The sequence below is a fragment of the Pseudomonas sp. XS1P51 genome (assembly GCF_054897845.1).
Window position 1 is genome coordinate 5908519 of the sequence record NZ_CM142707.1, and the last position, 13988, is coordinate 5922506.

General features: G+C 58.0%; 12 protein-coding genes and 3 pseudogenes. 5 read left to right on the forward strand and 10 right to left on the reverse strand.

What is annotated here, in order from left to right; genetic code table 11:
• Nucleotides 1-3: 3 nt before the first annotated feature.
• Together flgC and flgB are read right to left on the reverse strand one after the other, a co-directional pair.
• A complete protein-coding gene (gene flgC, locus ACYZUD_RS27365) occupies nt 4-411 on the reverse strand; it encodes a flagellar basal body rod protein FlgC (RefSeq protein ID WP_462021000.1) in 408 nt (135 codons plus the stop codon).
• A gap of 16 nt (nt 412-427) precedes the next feature.
• On the reverse strand, nt 428-841 hold the full coding sequence (gene flgB, locus ACYZUD_RS27370) for a flagellar basal body rod protein FlgB (RefSeq protein ID WP_462021001.1): 414 nt from the start codon (nt 839-841) through the stop codon (nt 428-430).
• A 162-nt stretch (nt 842-1003) separates the two neighbouring features.
• Here flgB and flgA point away from each other — a divergent pair, with 162 nt between their 5' ends.
• The 3 genes from flgA to ACYZUD_RS27385 are packed head-to-tail and all read left to right on the forward strand — an operon-like array spanning nt 1004 to nt 2553.
• Nucleotides 1004-1699, forward strand: a complete 696-nt coding sequence (gene flgA / locus ACYZUD_RS27375) for a flagellar basal body P-ring formation chaperone FlgA (protein ID WP_462021002.1) — start codon at nt 1004-1006, stop codon at nt 1697-1699.
• Between the two features lie 5 nt (nt 1700-1704).
• On the forward strand, nt 1705-2082 hold the full coding sequence (locus ACYZUD_RS27380; RefSeq protein ID WP_462021003.1) for a flagellar biosynthesis anti-sigma factor FlgM: 378 nt from the start codon (nt 1705-1707) through the stop codon (nt 2080-2082).
• A 39-nt stretch (nt 2083-2121) separates the two neighbouring features.
• A complete protein-coding gene (locus tag ACYZUD_RS27385; RefSeq protein WP_462021004.1) occupies nt 2122-2553 on the forward strand; it encodes a flagella synthesis protein FlgN in 432 nt (143 codons plus the stop codon).
• A 19-nt stretch (nt 2554-2572) separates the two neighbouring features.
• On the opposite strand, the gene ACYZUD_RS27390 is transcribed toward ACYZUD_RS27385, so the two are convergent.
• The gene (locus ACYZUD_RS27390) at nt 2573-3007 is read right to left on the reverse strand and encodes a hypothetical protein (RefSeq protein ID WP_462021005.1); all 435 of its coding nucleotides are present in this window, start codon (nt 3005-3007) and stop codon (nt 2573-2575) included.
• Nucleotides 3008-3342: 335 nt separating this feature from the next.
• Here ACYZUD_RS27390 and ACYZUD_RS27395 point away from each other — a divergent pair.
• Both ACYZUD_RS27395 and ACYZUD_RS27400 read left to right on the forward strand, forming a co-directional pair.
• Nucleotides 3343-4326, forward strand: a pseudogene (locus ACYZUD_RS27395) (methyl-accepting chemotaxis protein); the annotation flags it as partial.
• A gap of 201 nt (nt 4327-4527) precedes the next feature.
• Nucleotides 4528-5110, forward strand: a pseudogene (locus ACYZUD_RS27400) (methyl-accepting chemotaxis protein); the annotation flags it as partial.
• A 695-nt stretch (nt 5111-5805) separates the two neighbouring features.
• On the opposite strand, the pseudogene ACYZUD_RS27405 reads toward ACYZUD_RS27400, so the two are convergent.
• From ACYZUD_RS27405 to ACYZUD_RS27435, 7 genes and pseudogenes are all read right to left on the reverse strand, one after another.
• A pseudogene (locus tag ACYZUD_RS27405) lies at nt 5806-7062 on the reverse strand (integrase domain-containing protein).
• A gap of 485 nt (nt 7063-7547) precedes the next feature.
• Entirely contained in the window at nt 7548-8702 is a 1155-nt protein-coding gene (locus ACYZUD_RS27410) for a M20 family metallopeptidase (RefSeq protein ID WP_462021006.1), read from the reverse strand.
• Nucleotides 8699-10123: a M20 family metallopeptidase gene (locus tag ACYZUD_RS27415; RefSeq protein WP_462021007.1), complete on the reverse strand. Its 1425-nt coding sequence runs from the start codon at nt 10121-10123 to the stop codon at nt 8699-8701. Before ACYZUD_RS27415 ends, ACYZUD_RS27410 begins: the two co-directional genes overlap by 4 nt.
• Nucleotides 10120-11109, reverse strand: coding sequence for an ABC transporter ATP-binding protein (locus tag ACYZUD_RS27420; RefSeq protein WP_462021008.1), 990 nt, complete (start codon nt 11107-11109; stop codon nt 10120-10122). Before ACYZUD_RS27420 ends, ACYZUD_RS27415 begins: the two co-directional genes overlap by 4 nt.
• Complete coding sequence (locus ACYZUD_RS27425; protein ID WP_462021009.1) at nt 11106-12122, reverse strand: ABC transporter ATP-binding protein; 1017 nt, start codon at nt 12120-12122, stop codon at nt 11106-11108. The genes ACYZUD_RS27420 and ACYZUD_RS27425 overlap by 4 nt, the downstream gene beginning before the upstream one ends.
• A gap of 16 nt (nt 12123-12138) precedes the next feature.
• Complete coding sequence (locus ACYZUD_RS27430; protein WP_462021010.1) at nt 12139-13041, reverse strand: ABC transporter permease; 903 nt, start codon at nt 13039-13041, stop codon at nt 12139-12141.
• Between the two features lie 9 nt (nt 13042-13050).
• Nucleotides 13051-13968: an ABC transporter permease gene (locus tag ACYZUD_RS27435; protein ID WP_462021011.1), complete on the reverse strand. Its 918-nt coding sequence runs from the start codon at nt 13966-13968 to the stop codon at nt 13051-13053.
• Between the last annotated feature and the right edge of the window lie 20 nt (nt 13969-13988).

Genomic DNA, 13988 nt, shown 5'->3' on the forward strand with positions numbered 1-13988 from the left:
GGTTTACGCCTCACCTAGAGTCAAAGTTTTCAGCATCATTTCTTTGCTGGTGGACATGACTTCGACGTTGGCCTGGTAGGAGCGCGAAGCGGAGATCATGTTGACCATTTCGCCCACGGGCTCGACGTTGGGCATGGTCACGTAGCCCTCCTCGTTGGCCAGCGGGTCGCCGGGACGGTATTCCTGACGCATGGGGGAGTCGTCTTCGATCACTTGGCTGACCCGTACCCCCCCAATGCGGCTGCCGCTCGGGTATTGCGACTCGAACACCACCTGGCGTGCGCGATAGGCCTCGTTATCCGGGCCGCTGGTGGTATCGGCGTTGGCCAGGTTGCTGGCGGTTACGTTCATGCGCTGGGACTGAGCGCTGAGCGCGGAGCCGGCGATATCGAAAATGCTGAACATTGACATAGTGTTTTTCCCTGCGTTATTCGGACTGCATGGCGGTCTTGAGCGACTGCAACCGGCTGCTCAGAAACGTCAGACTCGCCTGATACCGGACGGCGTTATCGGTGAACTGCGCGCGCTCGCGATCCATGTCCACGGTGTTGCCATCGAGGCTCGGCTGGTCCGGGACCCGATAGAGCAGGGCACGGTTCGACAGGCTGTCGGAGGCGGCGTGAAGATGGCGATCCGAGGTGGTCGCCAGCGTCATGCCTCGCTCGTTGGTGCGCCCGTTCTGCAGGGAGCTGGCCAGTTCGGTGGAGAAGTCAAAGTCACGTGCCCGGAAGTTGGGGGTGTCGGCGTTGGCAATGTTGTTGGCCAATACCTGCTGGCGCTCAGCCCGCAAACTCATTGCGTCCTGCTGGAAGCGCAGCTCGTTGTCGAGCTTGTCGATCATGTCTGCGGACCTGTGCATCAAATAATTGAACGGCTCGCAGATTAGTCCCAAGGTCGTCGAGGCAAAGGCCGAAACAGGCCGCTATTTGGCGACCAGTTCTGGCCTTGCCTCGTCGCCGGGGAGCCTAAAATTCTCCACTGGCTATCTCAGAGGATTGGCTCGATGACAGGGTTTTTCCGGCATCATCCGCGGTTCGGCGGATGGGCTTTGATGTGCTTGCTGCAAAGCGGCATCGCCGTGGCTCAACCGGATGTGCTGCAAGATAAGGTGCGTCATTTGATTGCGCTGCGATTGCCGCCTCGCATCCAACAGCTGCAGATCGACATTGGTCAGCCAGCCGCACGGATATCGGCGTGCGAAAGTCCTCAGCCGTATCTGGTGCGTCCTGAGCAGAACGCGTTCGGCCGCGTGGCGGTAGGCGTGCGTTGTGAGGGTGAGGAGGGGGTGGCCGGCTATCTGCAAGTCAGCGTGGGTGTTGTCGGTGATTATGTAGTCAGTCGTCAGAGGATTGCGGCGGGTGACGTCATCAAAGCCAACATGCTAGAAATCAAGCGCGGCCCATTGGAGCGTTTGCCCAAAAGCAGCGTGCTGAAGCCGGAGCAAGTCATTGGCCGTCAGGCCAGTCGCAGTTTCAGCCGGGGCGCCGCCTTGGCACTGAACAATTTCCGCGAGCGTTGGCTGGTGGAGCGCAATCAGCGGGTCATGCTACAGGCTCAAGGTGAGGGTTTCACGATCAGTCGCGATGGCAAGGCGCTGGACAATGGCAGCCTGGGGAGCAGTGTCCGGGTGTTGAGCAGTGACGGCAAGTTGCTGAACGCGCAAGTCGTTGGCCAGAATGAATTGTTACTGCGTTATTAATTTTTTTGTCGATTCCCGATCGCTGGTCAAAGTTTGCCTTTTCGATTGCCGATAGTGACCCAACAACAGCCAATGAAGCCTCTAACGTGAAAATCATAAGCGCTAACCTGACCAATACCCTTCCGCCAACTGACAGCAAAGTGGCCGGCACCAGTTCGCAGCGAACCGAGCTGCAGACGCTGGAAGCGACGTTCGATGATGAGGCGCCGGTCTCAAGCATCAGCGCCATTGCGGATGTTGAAAGTGCATCGGATGTTGATATGGAAAAAGTCGCCGCCTTGCGTCAGGCCATCGATAGCGGCACCTTTCAGATCAGCTCGGAATCAATCTATGAAGGCTTGGTGTCGAGTGTCAGAGAAACCCTCGGCAGCGACCCGGAATGAGCGATACGAAAGGCCGAAACCGATGAGCTTCAGATACCTATGAGTCTGACTAAACATTTGGAGTTGCAGCAGCAGGCCATCGTGCAGTTGGTCGAACTCTTGGAGCAAGAACGTCGGGCCCTGGCTCAGGCCAGGGTTGATGGCGAAAAACTGAGAGAGCTGACGGCGTGCAAACAGGCGGCGTTGCAGAAGCTGGAGCAGTTGGAGGCGATCCGTTACGGAGCGCAGTTGAAGCTCGGCTATGGCCCTGGTCGCAAAGGGGCGCTCAAAGCGGCTCAAGACGCCGATTGCCTGGCGGCCTGGCGGCAATTGCGGGCGTTGGCGCTGCGGGCCAGGGAGATCAATACCTCGAACGGTGGGGTGCTCAGTCTGCGCATGGCGTGTAACCAGCGCATCGTCAGCTTTCTCAATAGTGTCGTCGGCAACAAATTGTACGGCCCGGACGGTCGGACTCAGCGCAACGACGCTTAAACCGTCGCGCACGTTCTTCTCACGCAGACAGGACGTTGGCAATCGGGTTATTCATGCGCTCGACCATTGCCCGCAATGCCATGGGAGACAACGGCTTGGGCAAAAAACCCAACAGCGGTATGTGTTTAAAATCGGGTTTATGCAGCGGCCGCATAGGCTCCTGATGCGGGGAGCCCGTCAGCATGATCAGATTGGCCACCTTGTTTTTGGCGCACACCCGTTGCGCCAGCTCCTGATCGCTTAAATCGAATGCGCCGCTGGTGCACAGCGCCAGGTCGAAGGCCTCTTTGCAATCGTTCAGCGTCGTGTCGAGGTCTTCAAGACCCATCACTGGGAGGACGCGATAACACCCCATCTCGAAGAATACATTCTGCACATCAAACAGCTGAAAAGCGTGGGGCTCGACGACAAGCACGCGCAGTTGATGGGCGCTGAAATAATCAAAGTTCGTCAAGAGGCTATCTCTGCGTTAAGACCGCGTCGCATGACATCTGCGCAGCCAATGTTTAACGAGAGTAATCCGCATCGTCAGCCTTGAAACTGAGGAGTAGCCCTCTTAGATGGCAGCAAATCGACGGTTTGCCTGGGCCGAGCATTAGGTGCGTGTTGTTCAACGATTTTGCTCAGGTGAATCTTCATTTCTTGTCAAGTTTGAAGGTCGCCGGGTCGATAGTCATCTGCCGCAGGTTGCGGTTCGACAAAAAATAAATCTTCAGCTTTTTCATCGCGTATAAAAAGACAGGTCAAGGGGATTTTATGAATAGCCGTTTTTCGAATATCAGCGTTAACATGAAGTTGGCTTTGGGATTCGGGATTGTTCTGATTTTCACGGCGTTGCTGGCGCTTGTCGGTTGGACCAGTCTCGACAAACTGATTTATCGCACGGACAGAATTGGCGACATCGTCCAACTGGGCAACAAGTTAACAGCGCTGCGGGTGGCACGCCTGCAATACATGCTCGCCGACGGTGATGATGCAGTCGCACAAAGCGTTCAAAGCAATCTGGACAGTTTCAAACAGCACCAGCAGTTCCTGCTTGCGACCTTCACTAGCCCGATCAACCTGAAACCGCTAGGGCATTTGACTGACGTCATCAGGGACTACGAACAGTCACTGAACAAGATGCGTAGCGCTTATGTGAACCGCGCAAAATTGCGCGCTGAAATGGGCGTCAATGCTGGTAGGGCGGCCGAGATGATCACGGCGATCGCTGACACCATGATAAAGCTAGAGCCTTCTGATCCTGCTCGTTTCGACCAAGCCCAGCTCATTGCCAATGCCCGGATGGATCTCCAGCTGGTTCGCTACGAAGTGCGCGGTTATACCGGAAATCTTACCGACAAGGCCGAGCAGGCAGCGTTTCATCAGTTGGACATAGCCATCAGCGGTGTAGATAAACTCAAGTCCGCTCTCAGTCCTATTCATAGCGACAAGGTTGCACAGTTAGATGCGGCCCTGCGCAAATATCAGGTTTCGCTACAGGCGTTGAAGATGGCGAAGGAAGCCATTAATGACGCGCGCAAGGACATGAAAGCACAGGGCGCAGAGATCCTGAAAGTGGGGGATGAGCTCTATAGCATTCAACTGCATCTGGGCGAAGCTGACACCTCACAGGCTCGTACCTTGCAGATCGGTTGTACGTTGCTCGCTCTGCTGCTGGGTATCGTGGCGGCGATACTCATTACGCGTCAGATCACTCGTCCATTGCAGCAGACACTGGAAGTCGTCAACCAAATTGCTTCGGGGGATCTGACCCACACCATTGCTATTATTCGTCGGGATGAATTGGGCATGCTGCAACAGGGTATCCAGCGTATGGGTGTGACTCTGCGCGACCTGATCACTGGGATTCGCGATGGCGTGGCCCAGATTGCCGGCGCCGCCGAAGAGCTCTGCACAGTGACAGAACAGACTAGCGTCGGGGTCAACAGTCAGAAAGTTGAGACCGATCAGGTGGCCACTGCGATGCAGGAGATGTCAGCTACGGTGCACGAAGTGGCACGTAATGCCGAACAAGCATCGGTTGCAGCCTCCACTGCCGACGAAGAAGCCCGCTCCGGTGACAAAGTCGTGGGCGAAGCTATCCACCAGATTGAAAAGCTCGCCGCTGAAGTCATACGCTCAACAGATGCCATGACCGTGCTGGAGCAGGAGAGCAGCAAGATCGGCAAGGTCATGGATGTGATTAAGACCGTGGCCGAGCAGACCAATCTGTTGGCGTTGAACGCCGCCATTGAAGCGGCGCGGGCGGGCGATGCGGGCCGTGGATTCGCGGTGGTTGCCGACGAAGTTCGCGGGTTGGCACAACGTACCCAGCAATCGACTGAAGAGATCCAATACTTGGTTGCTGCTCTGCAAAACGGTACACGACAGGTCTCCGACATCATGCTCGGCAGCCGCAATCTGACCGATAGCAGCGTCGCCTTGACACGTAAGGCTGGTACCTCACTGGAAAACATCACCCGCACGGTCTCTAACATTCAGGCAATGAACCAGCAGATCGCTGCTGCAGCCGAGCAACAAAGCTCGGTCGCTGACGAGATCAGTCGCAGCATCCTGAACGTCCGGGATGTATCCGAGCAAACGGCTGAAGCCAGTAACGAAACCGCAGCTTCCAGTGTGGCGCTGGCGCGACTGGGTAATCAATTGCAGATGATGGTGAGCCACTTCCGGCTTTAAACACATAGGCTCTGCACGGAAACTGGCTGCGCGTCGATCAGGTAGCGTTAAGAACAGGCTCGAAACACTCATCACTCCGGGGTGAAGCTGCCCCAGGGCAAAGGTTCTAATAGGCGTCGATCACTCTGGCGAGTAACCGTGCGAGCTTCCGGACGCGAATCGCACTTGGGAGGAACACCAAGGGAGTGGCGTGACGTTTAAGATCCCGGTCACCTAGCTGGTAGCGTTTTGAGGCTTCTTTCTATCGCCCGCATATGGCGGGTCAATCGAGTTGGGCGCAGTTGTTTGCGCCAGTCACAAGGGCTGAAAGGTGGTGGTCGTGGGTGGCGTTCGATAGCCGGATGGCCGTTCGTCGCTTTTAAATGTGAGCCCCTACGCATGGGAATGCGGAGCCTTCCCATGCGTAGGGGCTTGGCCATAGGAGCACAGGCATGCAGGAGATTTGGCGACAGTCGCCACTTCTGTCGCCATGCTGCACACCACGGATTGCGCGGGTTGTCGCCGGTGTCGCCAGAAGAACTGTCACCGCATTAGGGGCTTCTTTTGGGGCTACCGGCGCTATCCGGTGAGCGCTCAGCGTATCGGCACGACCTTCCGGTCCTTGCTTTGATTGATCGCAGACGCCAGCAAACTGCCCGTGGCAGCTTTCTGGATATGCTCACTCCACCAAGCCATCATCGGACGCCGACGTTCGATGTAGTCCGCTCGGTTGTCGGCGCTTCGGACTTCGTCCTTGTCGACATGCGCCAGCGCGACCTCAATCAGTTCCGGATCCCAGCCATGCTCGTTCAGGATAGTGCTGGCCATGGAGCGCATGCCATGGCTGACCAAACGGTCCTGGAAGCCCATGCGTTTCAACGCCATGTTGGCGGTCTGGCTGTTGGCGTGGGTGCTCGGGTTTCTATCTGCGGGGAACACGTATTCCCTATGGCCGCTGTAGGGCTTGAGCGTCTCCAGTAACGCGAGTGCCTGTTCGATCAGCGGGATGCTGTGCGGACGACGTTTTTTCATGCGCTCCGGCGGGATGGTCCAAATGCGTTTGTCGAATTCGATGTTTGCCCACCGGGTGGTGGCCGCCTCGGCAGGACGTGTCATGGTATGAAGCTGCCATTCGATCAGGCAGCGGGTCGTCCGCTTGATGCTGGCGTTCGCGATTTCCATCATGAGCTCGGACAGCTCATCGGGTCGTAGCGCCGCCATATTCTGTTTTTTGGGTTTCTTGAACACCGCCCGAATGCCATTCAGAGGGTTCGCGAAAATCAGCCCGGAGTTGACCCCTTAGGTCATGATCTCGTTGAGCCGTTGGCTCAATCGCTTCACTGTCTCGGGGCTGCCTTTTGCCTCGATGGGGCGAAGGAGCTTGATGACCATTGGCGCGCTGATTTTTGAGAGCGGCGTTGTTTTCAGGTCTGGAAATACATGCAGCGTGAGCGAGCGCCAGATGTCTTCGGCGTACGCCGGCGTGACGGAATCTTTCTTCAGTTCGAACCAGGCGGTGGCCACGTTTTCAAACGTGTGTTCCGTCTCTGCTCGTTTGGCTTCAACAAGCGTATTGCGCTGCGCTTTGGGGTCGATGCCTTGAGCCAGCAATTCGCGTGCTTCAACTGCTCTCTTCCTGGCGTTCGCTAGCGAGAGTTCAGGATATGGGCCCAGCCCCATATTGATACGGTTTTTTGTTACCGGCTCTCGGTAATTGAAGTTCCACAGCATCGAGCCATTACTCCTGACCCGGAGCTGAAGGCCGTCACCATCGCTGAGTACGTAATCCTTGTCTTTTGCCTTGACTGCCTTGAGCTGGCGGTCAGAGAGGCGAAGGGCTGGAGCAGGCATGAGAGCTACCTCTGACACCGTTTTGGCATTCCAAAAAATAGCATCGGTGATGCTTGGAATACCATTTGGAATACCCAAACGACCGGAACTCAAAAAATGTTTGAGGAACCCCGTAGCGCTGAAACCCTTGATTTCACTGGATTTCAGGCACAAAAAAAGACGTCCGTGGACGTCTTTAGATGTTGAAGTGGTGGGCCGTCCACCAATTCCGGACAGTAGCGTTGGACTCTTGGAATTGTCATGACCATGCTCTCTCACAGTCGGATGCTCGAATGTCATCTCGTCGGTAAACACTGGATATTGTCGCTTGTCCGGGGTTGTTGAGTCCGCATTATGGCGCTGGGTTAATCAGCTCCTGCACGTTCATGTTGGCGCGCGATCTCATCTCGTCGGTGGTATGCCATCAGGTGATGACGTCAACCTTCAACGCCGGGGCGTGACTGCATGAACACCCTATCCCCGGCGATTCGTAGAGATCCATTAGCTCAACTGCTCTCGCCGACAGCCAGAATAGTCGCCACCAAGGCCAGAGCGCGAGGCACCAGCGTGTCCAGTTCCAGATATTCACGATCTGTGTGGACCTTGCCACCAACCGGCCCGAGGCCACACAGGGTTGGAATGCCCAGGCTAGCGGTGAATCCGGAGTCGGCGCAACCGCCGGTGAATTCGCCTTCGACGCTGAAACCCAGCGCCAGCGCTTTTTGTTGGTAGATGTTCAGCAGCCGTTCGCTGTGATGTGCTTCCATCGGTAGAAAGGTCGTCGCTTCCTTGAGGATAGCGCTGGTACCGATCAGTTCTTCTTCTGCGACGATGGCCTGGATTGCGGTAAAGATCTGATCCCAGTGCTTGAGTTCGATGAAGCGCACGTCCAGCCGGGCGCAGGCGCTAGGCGCGACGGTGTTGCTGGACGTGCCACCGGATATCAGGCCAACGTTAGTGGTGATGCCTGCCGGGTAGTCGGTCAAGGCATGGAGCTTGACGATCTTGCGTGCCAGGGCCTCGATGGCGCTGGCTCCGTCGGCATGGTTGACCCCGGCATGCGCCGCGCGGCCGCTGACTTCGATGATCAGCGTGGCACCGCCTTTGCGTGCGCTGACCACGTTACCGCTGGCCCGGCCGGGTTCGGTATTGAGCACGGCGCAGGCGGCTCGGGCTGCGCTTTCGATATGGGTTCTGGCGCTGCCGGAGCCGATTTCTTCGTCACCGGTGTACAGAACCTGCACCGGATAGGGCAGTTGACCGGCGCGCTTGAGTGCCTTGAGGGCGAAGCAATTGAGCACCAAGCCGCCTTTCATGTCAGCGACGCCGGGGCCATAGGCGAGGTTGGCGTCGCGGCTGTAGCCGCGAGTCGTGGTGGTGCCTTTGGGGAACACCGTGTCGCGATGGCCCAGCAACAGCACCGGCTTTCCAGATGCGCCAGGCACTTCGGCGAGTATCACGTCGCCAAAACCATCGACCGGCATGCGCTTGAGCAGGATGCCGTCGGCTTCCAGTTCAGCCGCGAGCAGCGCGCCCACAGCGTCGACGCCCGCCTTGTCATAGCTGTTGGAGTCGGTGTCGACGATACGCTGTAGCAGCGCTTCCATGGCTTGGCGCTGGTCAGCAAGCCAGTCCAGCGCCTGTTGTGGAGTGGCGCTCATTGCGCCTGCTCCCGTAACTGATGTTCCTGAGTCAGGCGTGCCGCGTCGTTGCCCAGGTCCCAGAATAGCCCGGCCATGATTTGCAGGCTTTCCTTGACCACCGGCGCCAGCAAGTGCTCGTTCGGCGCATGTTGTGAGCATGCCGGGTACGAGTGCGGCACCCACAATGTTGGCAGGCCGAGCACGTCCGCGAACACGTCGTTGGGCAGCGAGCCACCGAGGTTTGGCAGCAGCGCAGGTTTTTTGCCGGTGGTCTGTGCCAAGGAGCTGAGCGCCCAATTGACCCATGGGCTTTGCGGGTCTAGCCGAGTGGCATGCATCACATCGATGCGGCTTTGCTTGACCTCGACATTGCTGAAACCATGAGCATCCAGGTGGGTGCGCACAGCCGGGATAAAGGTCGTGTAGTCGCTGTTCACCACGAAGCGGATATGGCAGTGGGCGTTGGCCTTGCCGGGGATCGCATGCACGGGGGCGTCCGGGTTGCCGGTCTTGAAGGCAATGACGTCGAGGGTGTTCCAGCCGAACACCTTTTCGCTCAGCGAGAGCTCCGGATTACCCCAGTTGGCGTCGATTTCCGGATCTTCCGGCCCTCCACCGACGTCAATATCGGCCAGTGCCTGTCGAACTGGATCGGGTATTGTCTCAGGCATCAGGCCTGCAACTTTCACCCGACCGTGTTCATCGACCATGCTCGCGATGGCATTGGCCAGAATAATGCCGGGGTTGGCCAGCAACCCGCCCCAGTTGCCTGAGTGATGAGCACCTTCGCGTAAATAGACCGCCAGTTCGAAGTTGAACACCCCGCGTGAGCCGAGAAAAATCGTCGGTCGTGATGCCGCCAGGCGCGGGCCGTCCGAGGCGATGAAAATATCCGCCGCGAGCTCTTTACTGTGCGCGGCACAGAATGCATTCAAGCCCGGCGAGCCTTCTTCTTCGCCCATTTCCAGCAGCAGTTTGACGTTGAAACCCAGCTTGCCATCGCGAGCCTTGAGCGTTTGCTCCAGCGCGGTCAGGTTGATCAGGTGCTGGCCTTTGTTATCTGCCGTGCCACGACCGTACCAGCGATCGCCTTCGACAGTGACTTGCCACGGCGACAGGCCTTCACGCCATTGCGCTTCATAGCCACGCACCACATCACCGTGGCCGTAACTGAGAACGGTCGGCAGTTCTGGATGTTCAATGCGTGTGGCGATCATGAAGGGACCGCGCTCTGCCACCGGGTTGTCATAGATCTTGACGCTGAAGCCCATCGCCTCGACATGCGGGGTGATGAAGTCATTGAGGTAGCGGTACAACTCAGGCTGGCTGTCCGTTGCCTGGCTTTCGGTGTGCAAGGCGACGCTACGTTCGAGCAGATTGAAAAATGCGCCGTTGTCAAATTGCTCTGTGGTGTTGCTGATGGCCAGTGAACGACTCATGAGTGGACAAGCTCCAGTGGTTGGGCAGGATTGTCGTGAAGGTGGCAACGCACGTTGCCCCCGATAATCGAATCATTGGCCGGGTAGACCGTTTTGCACGGTGCGAAACAACTCGGGCAGCGGGGGTGGAAAGCGCAACCGGGCGGCGGTGACATCGGATTGGGAAAGGTCCCGTGCAGGCCGATATCGGGAATGCCCAGACGCGGATCGGGGGTGAGCACCGAGTCCAGCAAGGCCTGGGTATAAGGGTGACCGGGTGCGGCGAACAATGACTCACGAGTGCGCTCTTCAACGATACGGCCCAGGTACATCACCGCTACCCGATCAGCAAGGTGTTCGATGACCGCTAGGTTGTGGCTGATCAGAAGATAGGTCAGGCTGAATTCGCGCTTGAGGTCTTGCAGCAGGTTGAGAATCTGCGACTGCACCGAAACGTCCAGCGCCGAGGTGGGTTCGTCGCAGATCAACACGTCAGGGCGCATGATCAACGCACGGGCAATTGCCACCCGTTGCCGCTGGCCGCCGGACAGTTGGCTCGGATAGCTGTCGATGACCCGTTTGGGCAGGCCGACCACCTCAAGCATCTCTTCGGTCTTCTTGCGCCGCTCGGCGGTGCTGCCGATGTCATGCACGATCAACGGCAGGGTAACGATTTCGCGCAGTGTCTTGCGTGGGTTCAGCGAGGAATACGGGTCCTGGAATATCGGCTGAATGTGCCGGGACATTTCCTTACGATCAGTCGCCGCCAGATGTTTGCCATTGACCAGCACATCGCCGCTGGTAGGCGGCAACAGACCGAGCAGCATCTTTGCCAGGGTACTTTTTCCACAACCGGACTCGCCTACCAGACCGAGGGTCTCGCCACGCATCAGACGCAGGGAAACGCCGTCGACAGCCTTCAGGGTGGCGGCGGGTTTGAAAAAGCCCTTGTTGATCCGAAACTCGCGACGGATGTCACACAGCTCCAAAGTGATGTCTTTTTTCATGACCTTACACTCTCCTGAAGACGAATCGGTGCCGGGTCTGGTGCGGCGAACAGGCAGCGCGCCATGTGTCCGTCCTGTTCGACTTCGGGGATGTTTTGCGCGCAGGCTGGTATCGCCTGTCCGCAACGATTGCGGAACGCACAACCTTGCTGTTCGCCTACCAGACTCGGCACCAGGCCTGGAATCGAACCCAGCGCTTCACCCGGTTTGCTCCGGCCAGGGATTGGAATACTGGCCAACAGACCACGGGTGTACGGATGCTGCGGGTTCTCGAACAGTTGCAGGGCAGGAGCGGTTTCGACGATTTCCCCGGCATACATCACTGCGACCCGATCGGCGATCCGTGCTACCAGCCCAAGGTCGTGGGTGATGAAGATCACCGCCAGGCCGAGTTCTTTCTGAATGTCGCGGATCAAGCGTAGGATCTGCGCTTGAATGGTCACGTCCAGTGCCGTGGTTGGCTCATCAGCGATGATCAGGTCCGGTTCGCACATCAACGCCATGGCGATGATCACCCTCTGACGCAAACCGCCAGAAAGTTGATGCGGATACTGACGCAAGCGCTCGGTGGCATTGCTGATACCGACTTTCTCCAGCATCTGCGCGGCGCGAGCCAGGGCATCCTTGCGTGACACCTTGCGATGCTGAGTCAGCACTTCGCTGAGCTGATCGCCAATGCTGTAGGCCGGATTCAGCGAGGTCATCGGTTCTTGAAAAATCATGGCCAGGCGGTTACCCCGCAGGTCGCACATGCGCCGTTCGCTCTGGCCGAGCATGTCGATACCGTCCAGAGTCAGCCGGGACGCGGTGCGTTTAGCTTTGCGTGGCAACAGGTCCATCAGCGCCAGGGAGGTCAGGGATTTACCGCAGCCGGATTCGCCGACGATACACAGCATTTCGCCGTGTTCGACTTCAAAGTTCAGGCCGCGCACAGCGTGCAGCATGTTCTCCGGTGTCGGGCTGTTGCCCATGGGGATGTCCACGCGCAGGTTTTCAACATGGAGTAGTGCCATGTTCGGTACTCCTCTATCAGTTGCGGCCATCGTGCAGGATCAGATCGCGCAGGCCGTCGCCGACCAGGTTGATACCTAGCACCAGAATCATCAGGGCAACACCGGGAATGGCGATGACCCACGGGGAAAAGAACATGTAGGGTTTGCCTTCGGCGATCATCAAGCCCCAGGATGGTGTCGGCGGTTGCACGCCAACCCCGAGGAACGACAGCGCCGACTCCAGCAGGATCGCGTGGGCCATTTCCAGGGTGGCGACCACGATCAACGCGCCGATCAAGTTGGGCAGGATTTCACTGGCCAGGATGCGCAACGTCGAGCAACCCAGGGCTTGGGCCGAGGCGACGTATTCGGCATCGCGAATCTGTTGCACCGAGGCCCTGACCACCACCGCGAAGCGATCCCATAACAGGCAACCGAGCAGCACGATTACCACTTTCAGTGAGCCGCCCATCAGCGAGGCTGAGGCCAGCGCGACCATCACGACCGGCATCGCCAGCCGGGTAGTGATCAAGTAACTGATGAATGCATCCACCTTGCCGCCGTAGTAACCGGCCAGCAGTCCCATCACTGTGCCGATAAAACCGGAAATCAGCGCCGCGGCAATGCCGATGAACAGCGAAATACGTGCGCCGTAGAGCAGTCGCGACAGGTAATCTCGGCCCAGTTTGTCAGTGCCCAGCACGTATTCCCAGGTGCCGTTGGCCATCCACACTGGCGGCTTCATACGCAGCATCACGTCTTGAGCGTAAGGGTCATAAGGTGCCACCCACGGGGCGAACAGTGCGCCGGCCATGATTAACAGCAACAGCACCGCACCAATGGCAAAACCACGGTGGTGAAAGCTCTTGCCCAGTACTCGGCTTAGGCTGCTCGGTGGTGGCAGGTAGTCATTGATCGCGAGGGTAGTGGGGGTGCTCATGTAAGCCTCCTAGCGCACGCGAATGCGCGGGTCGAGCAGTGCGTTGAGCACATCGGCCAGCAAGGTGAGGATGATGTAGATCGCCGCAATCAGCAGGACCACGGCCTGTACCACCGGAAAGTCGTCACGGGCGATGGCGTCCCAGGCGAGTTGTCCGATGCCTTGCAGGGAGAACACGGTTTCGATCACCACCGAACCGCCGAGCATGAAGCCGAACTCCACCGCCGCCAACGCGACTACCGGAATCAAGGCGTTGCGCAGTGCATGCTTGAACAACACGCGGGCAGGACGCAGGCCCTTGGCGCGGGCGGTGCGGATGTAATCGGAACTGAGCACATCAAGCATGCCTGCGCGGGTCAGGCGCATGATTGCCGGGGTCGCGTAGTAGCCCAGGGCAATGGCCGGCATGACAAAGTGCAGCATGGTCGAGTTGCCGGACACCGGCAGCCACTTGAGCGTCACCGCGAACACCACGATCAACATCAGCGCAAACCAGAAACTTGGCATTGCCTGACCCAGTACGGCAATGCTCAACGCCAGGCGGTCAATCCAGGTGTCGTGTTTGACTGCGGCCAGCACCCCAAGCGGAATCGCCACCAGCAGAGCAATGCCCAACGCCATCGCCCCCAGGCCGAGGGTGATTGGCAGGCGGTTGGCGATCAGGTTGTAGACCGATTCCTGAAAGAAAAAAGAGTTGCCCAGGTCCAGCCGCAGTAAATCGCCCAGCCAGTTGAAGTACTGGGTTGGCAGCGGTTTGTCCAAACCGTACTGCACGCGGATCTGTTCGATTTGTTCGCTGCTGGCTTCCGGCCCGCCAATGGCAGTGGCCAGGTCGCCGGACAGATGCAAAAGAGAGAAACTGATCACCGACACGGTAATCGCAACGCAAAGTGCGATACCCAGACGGCGCAGAAGGAATCCAAGCATGGCAAGTTTCCTCGTATCCA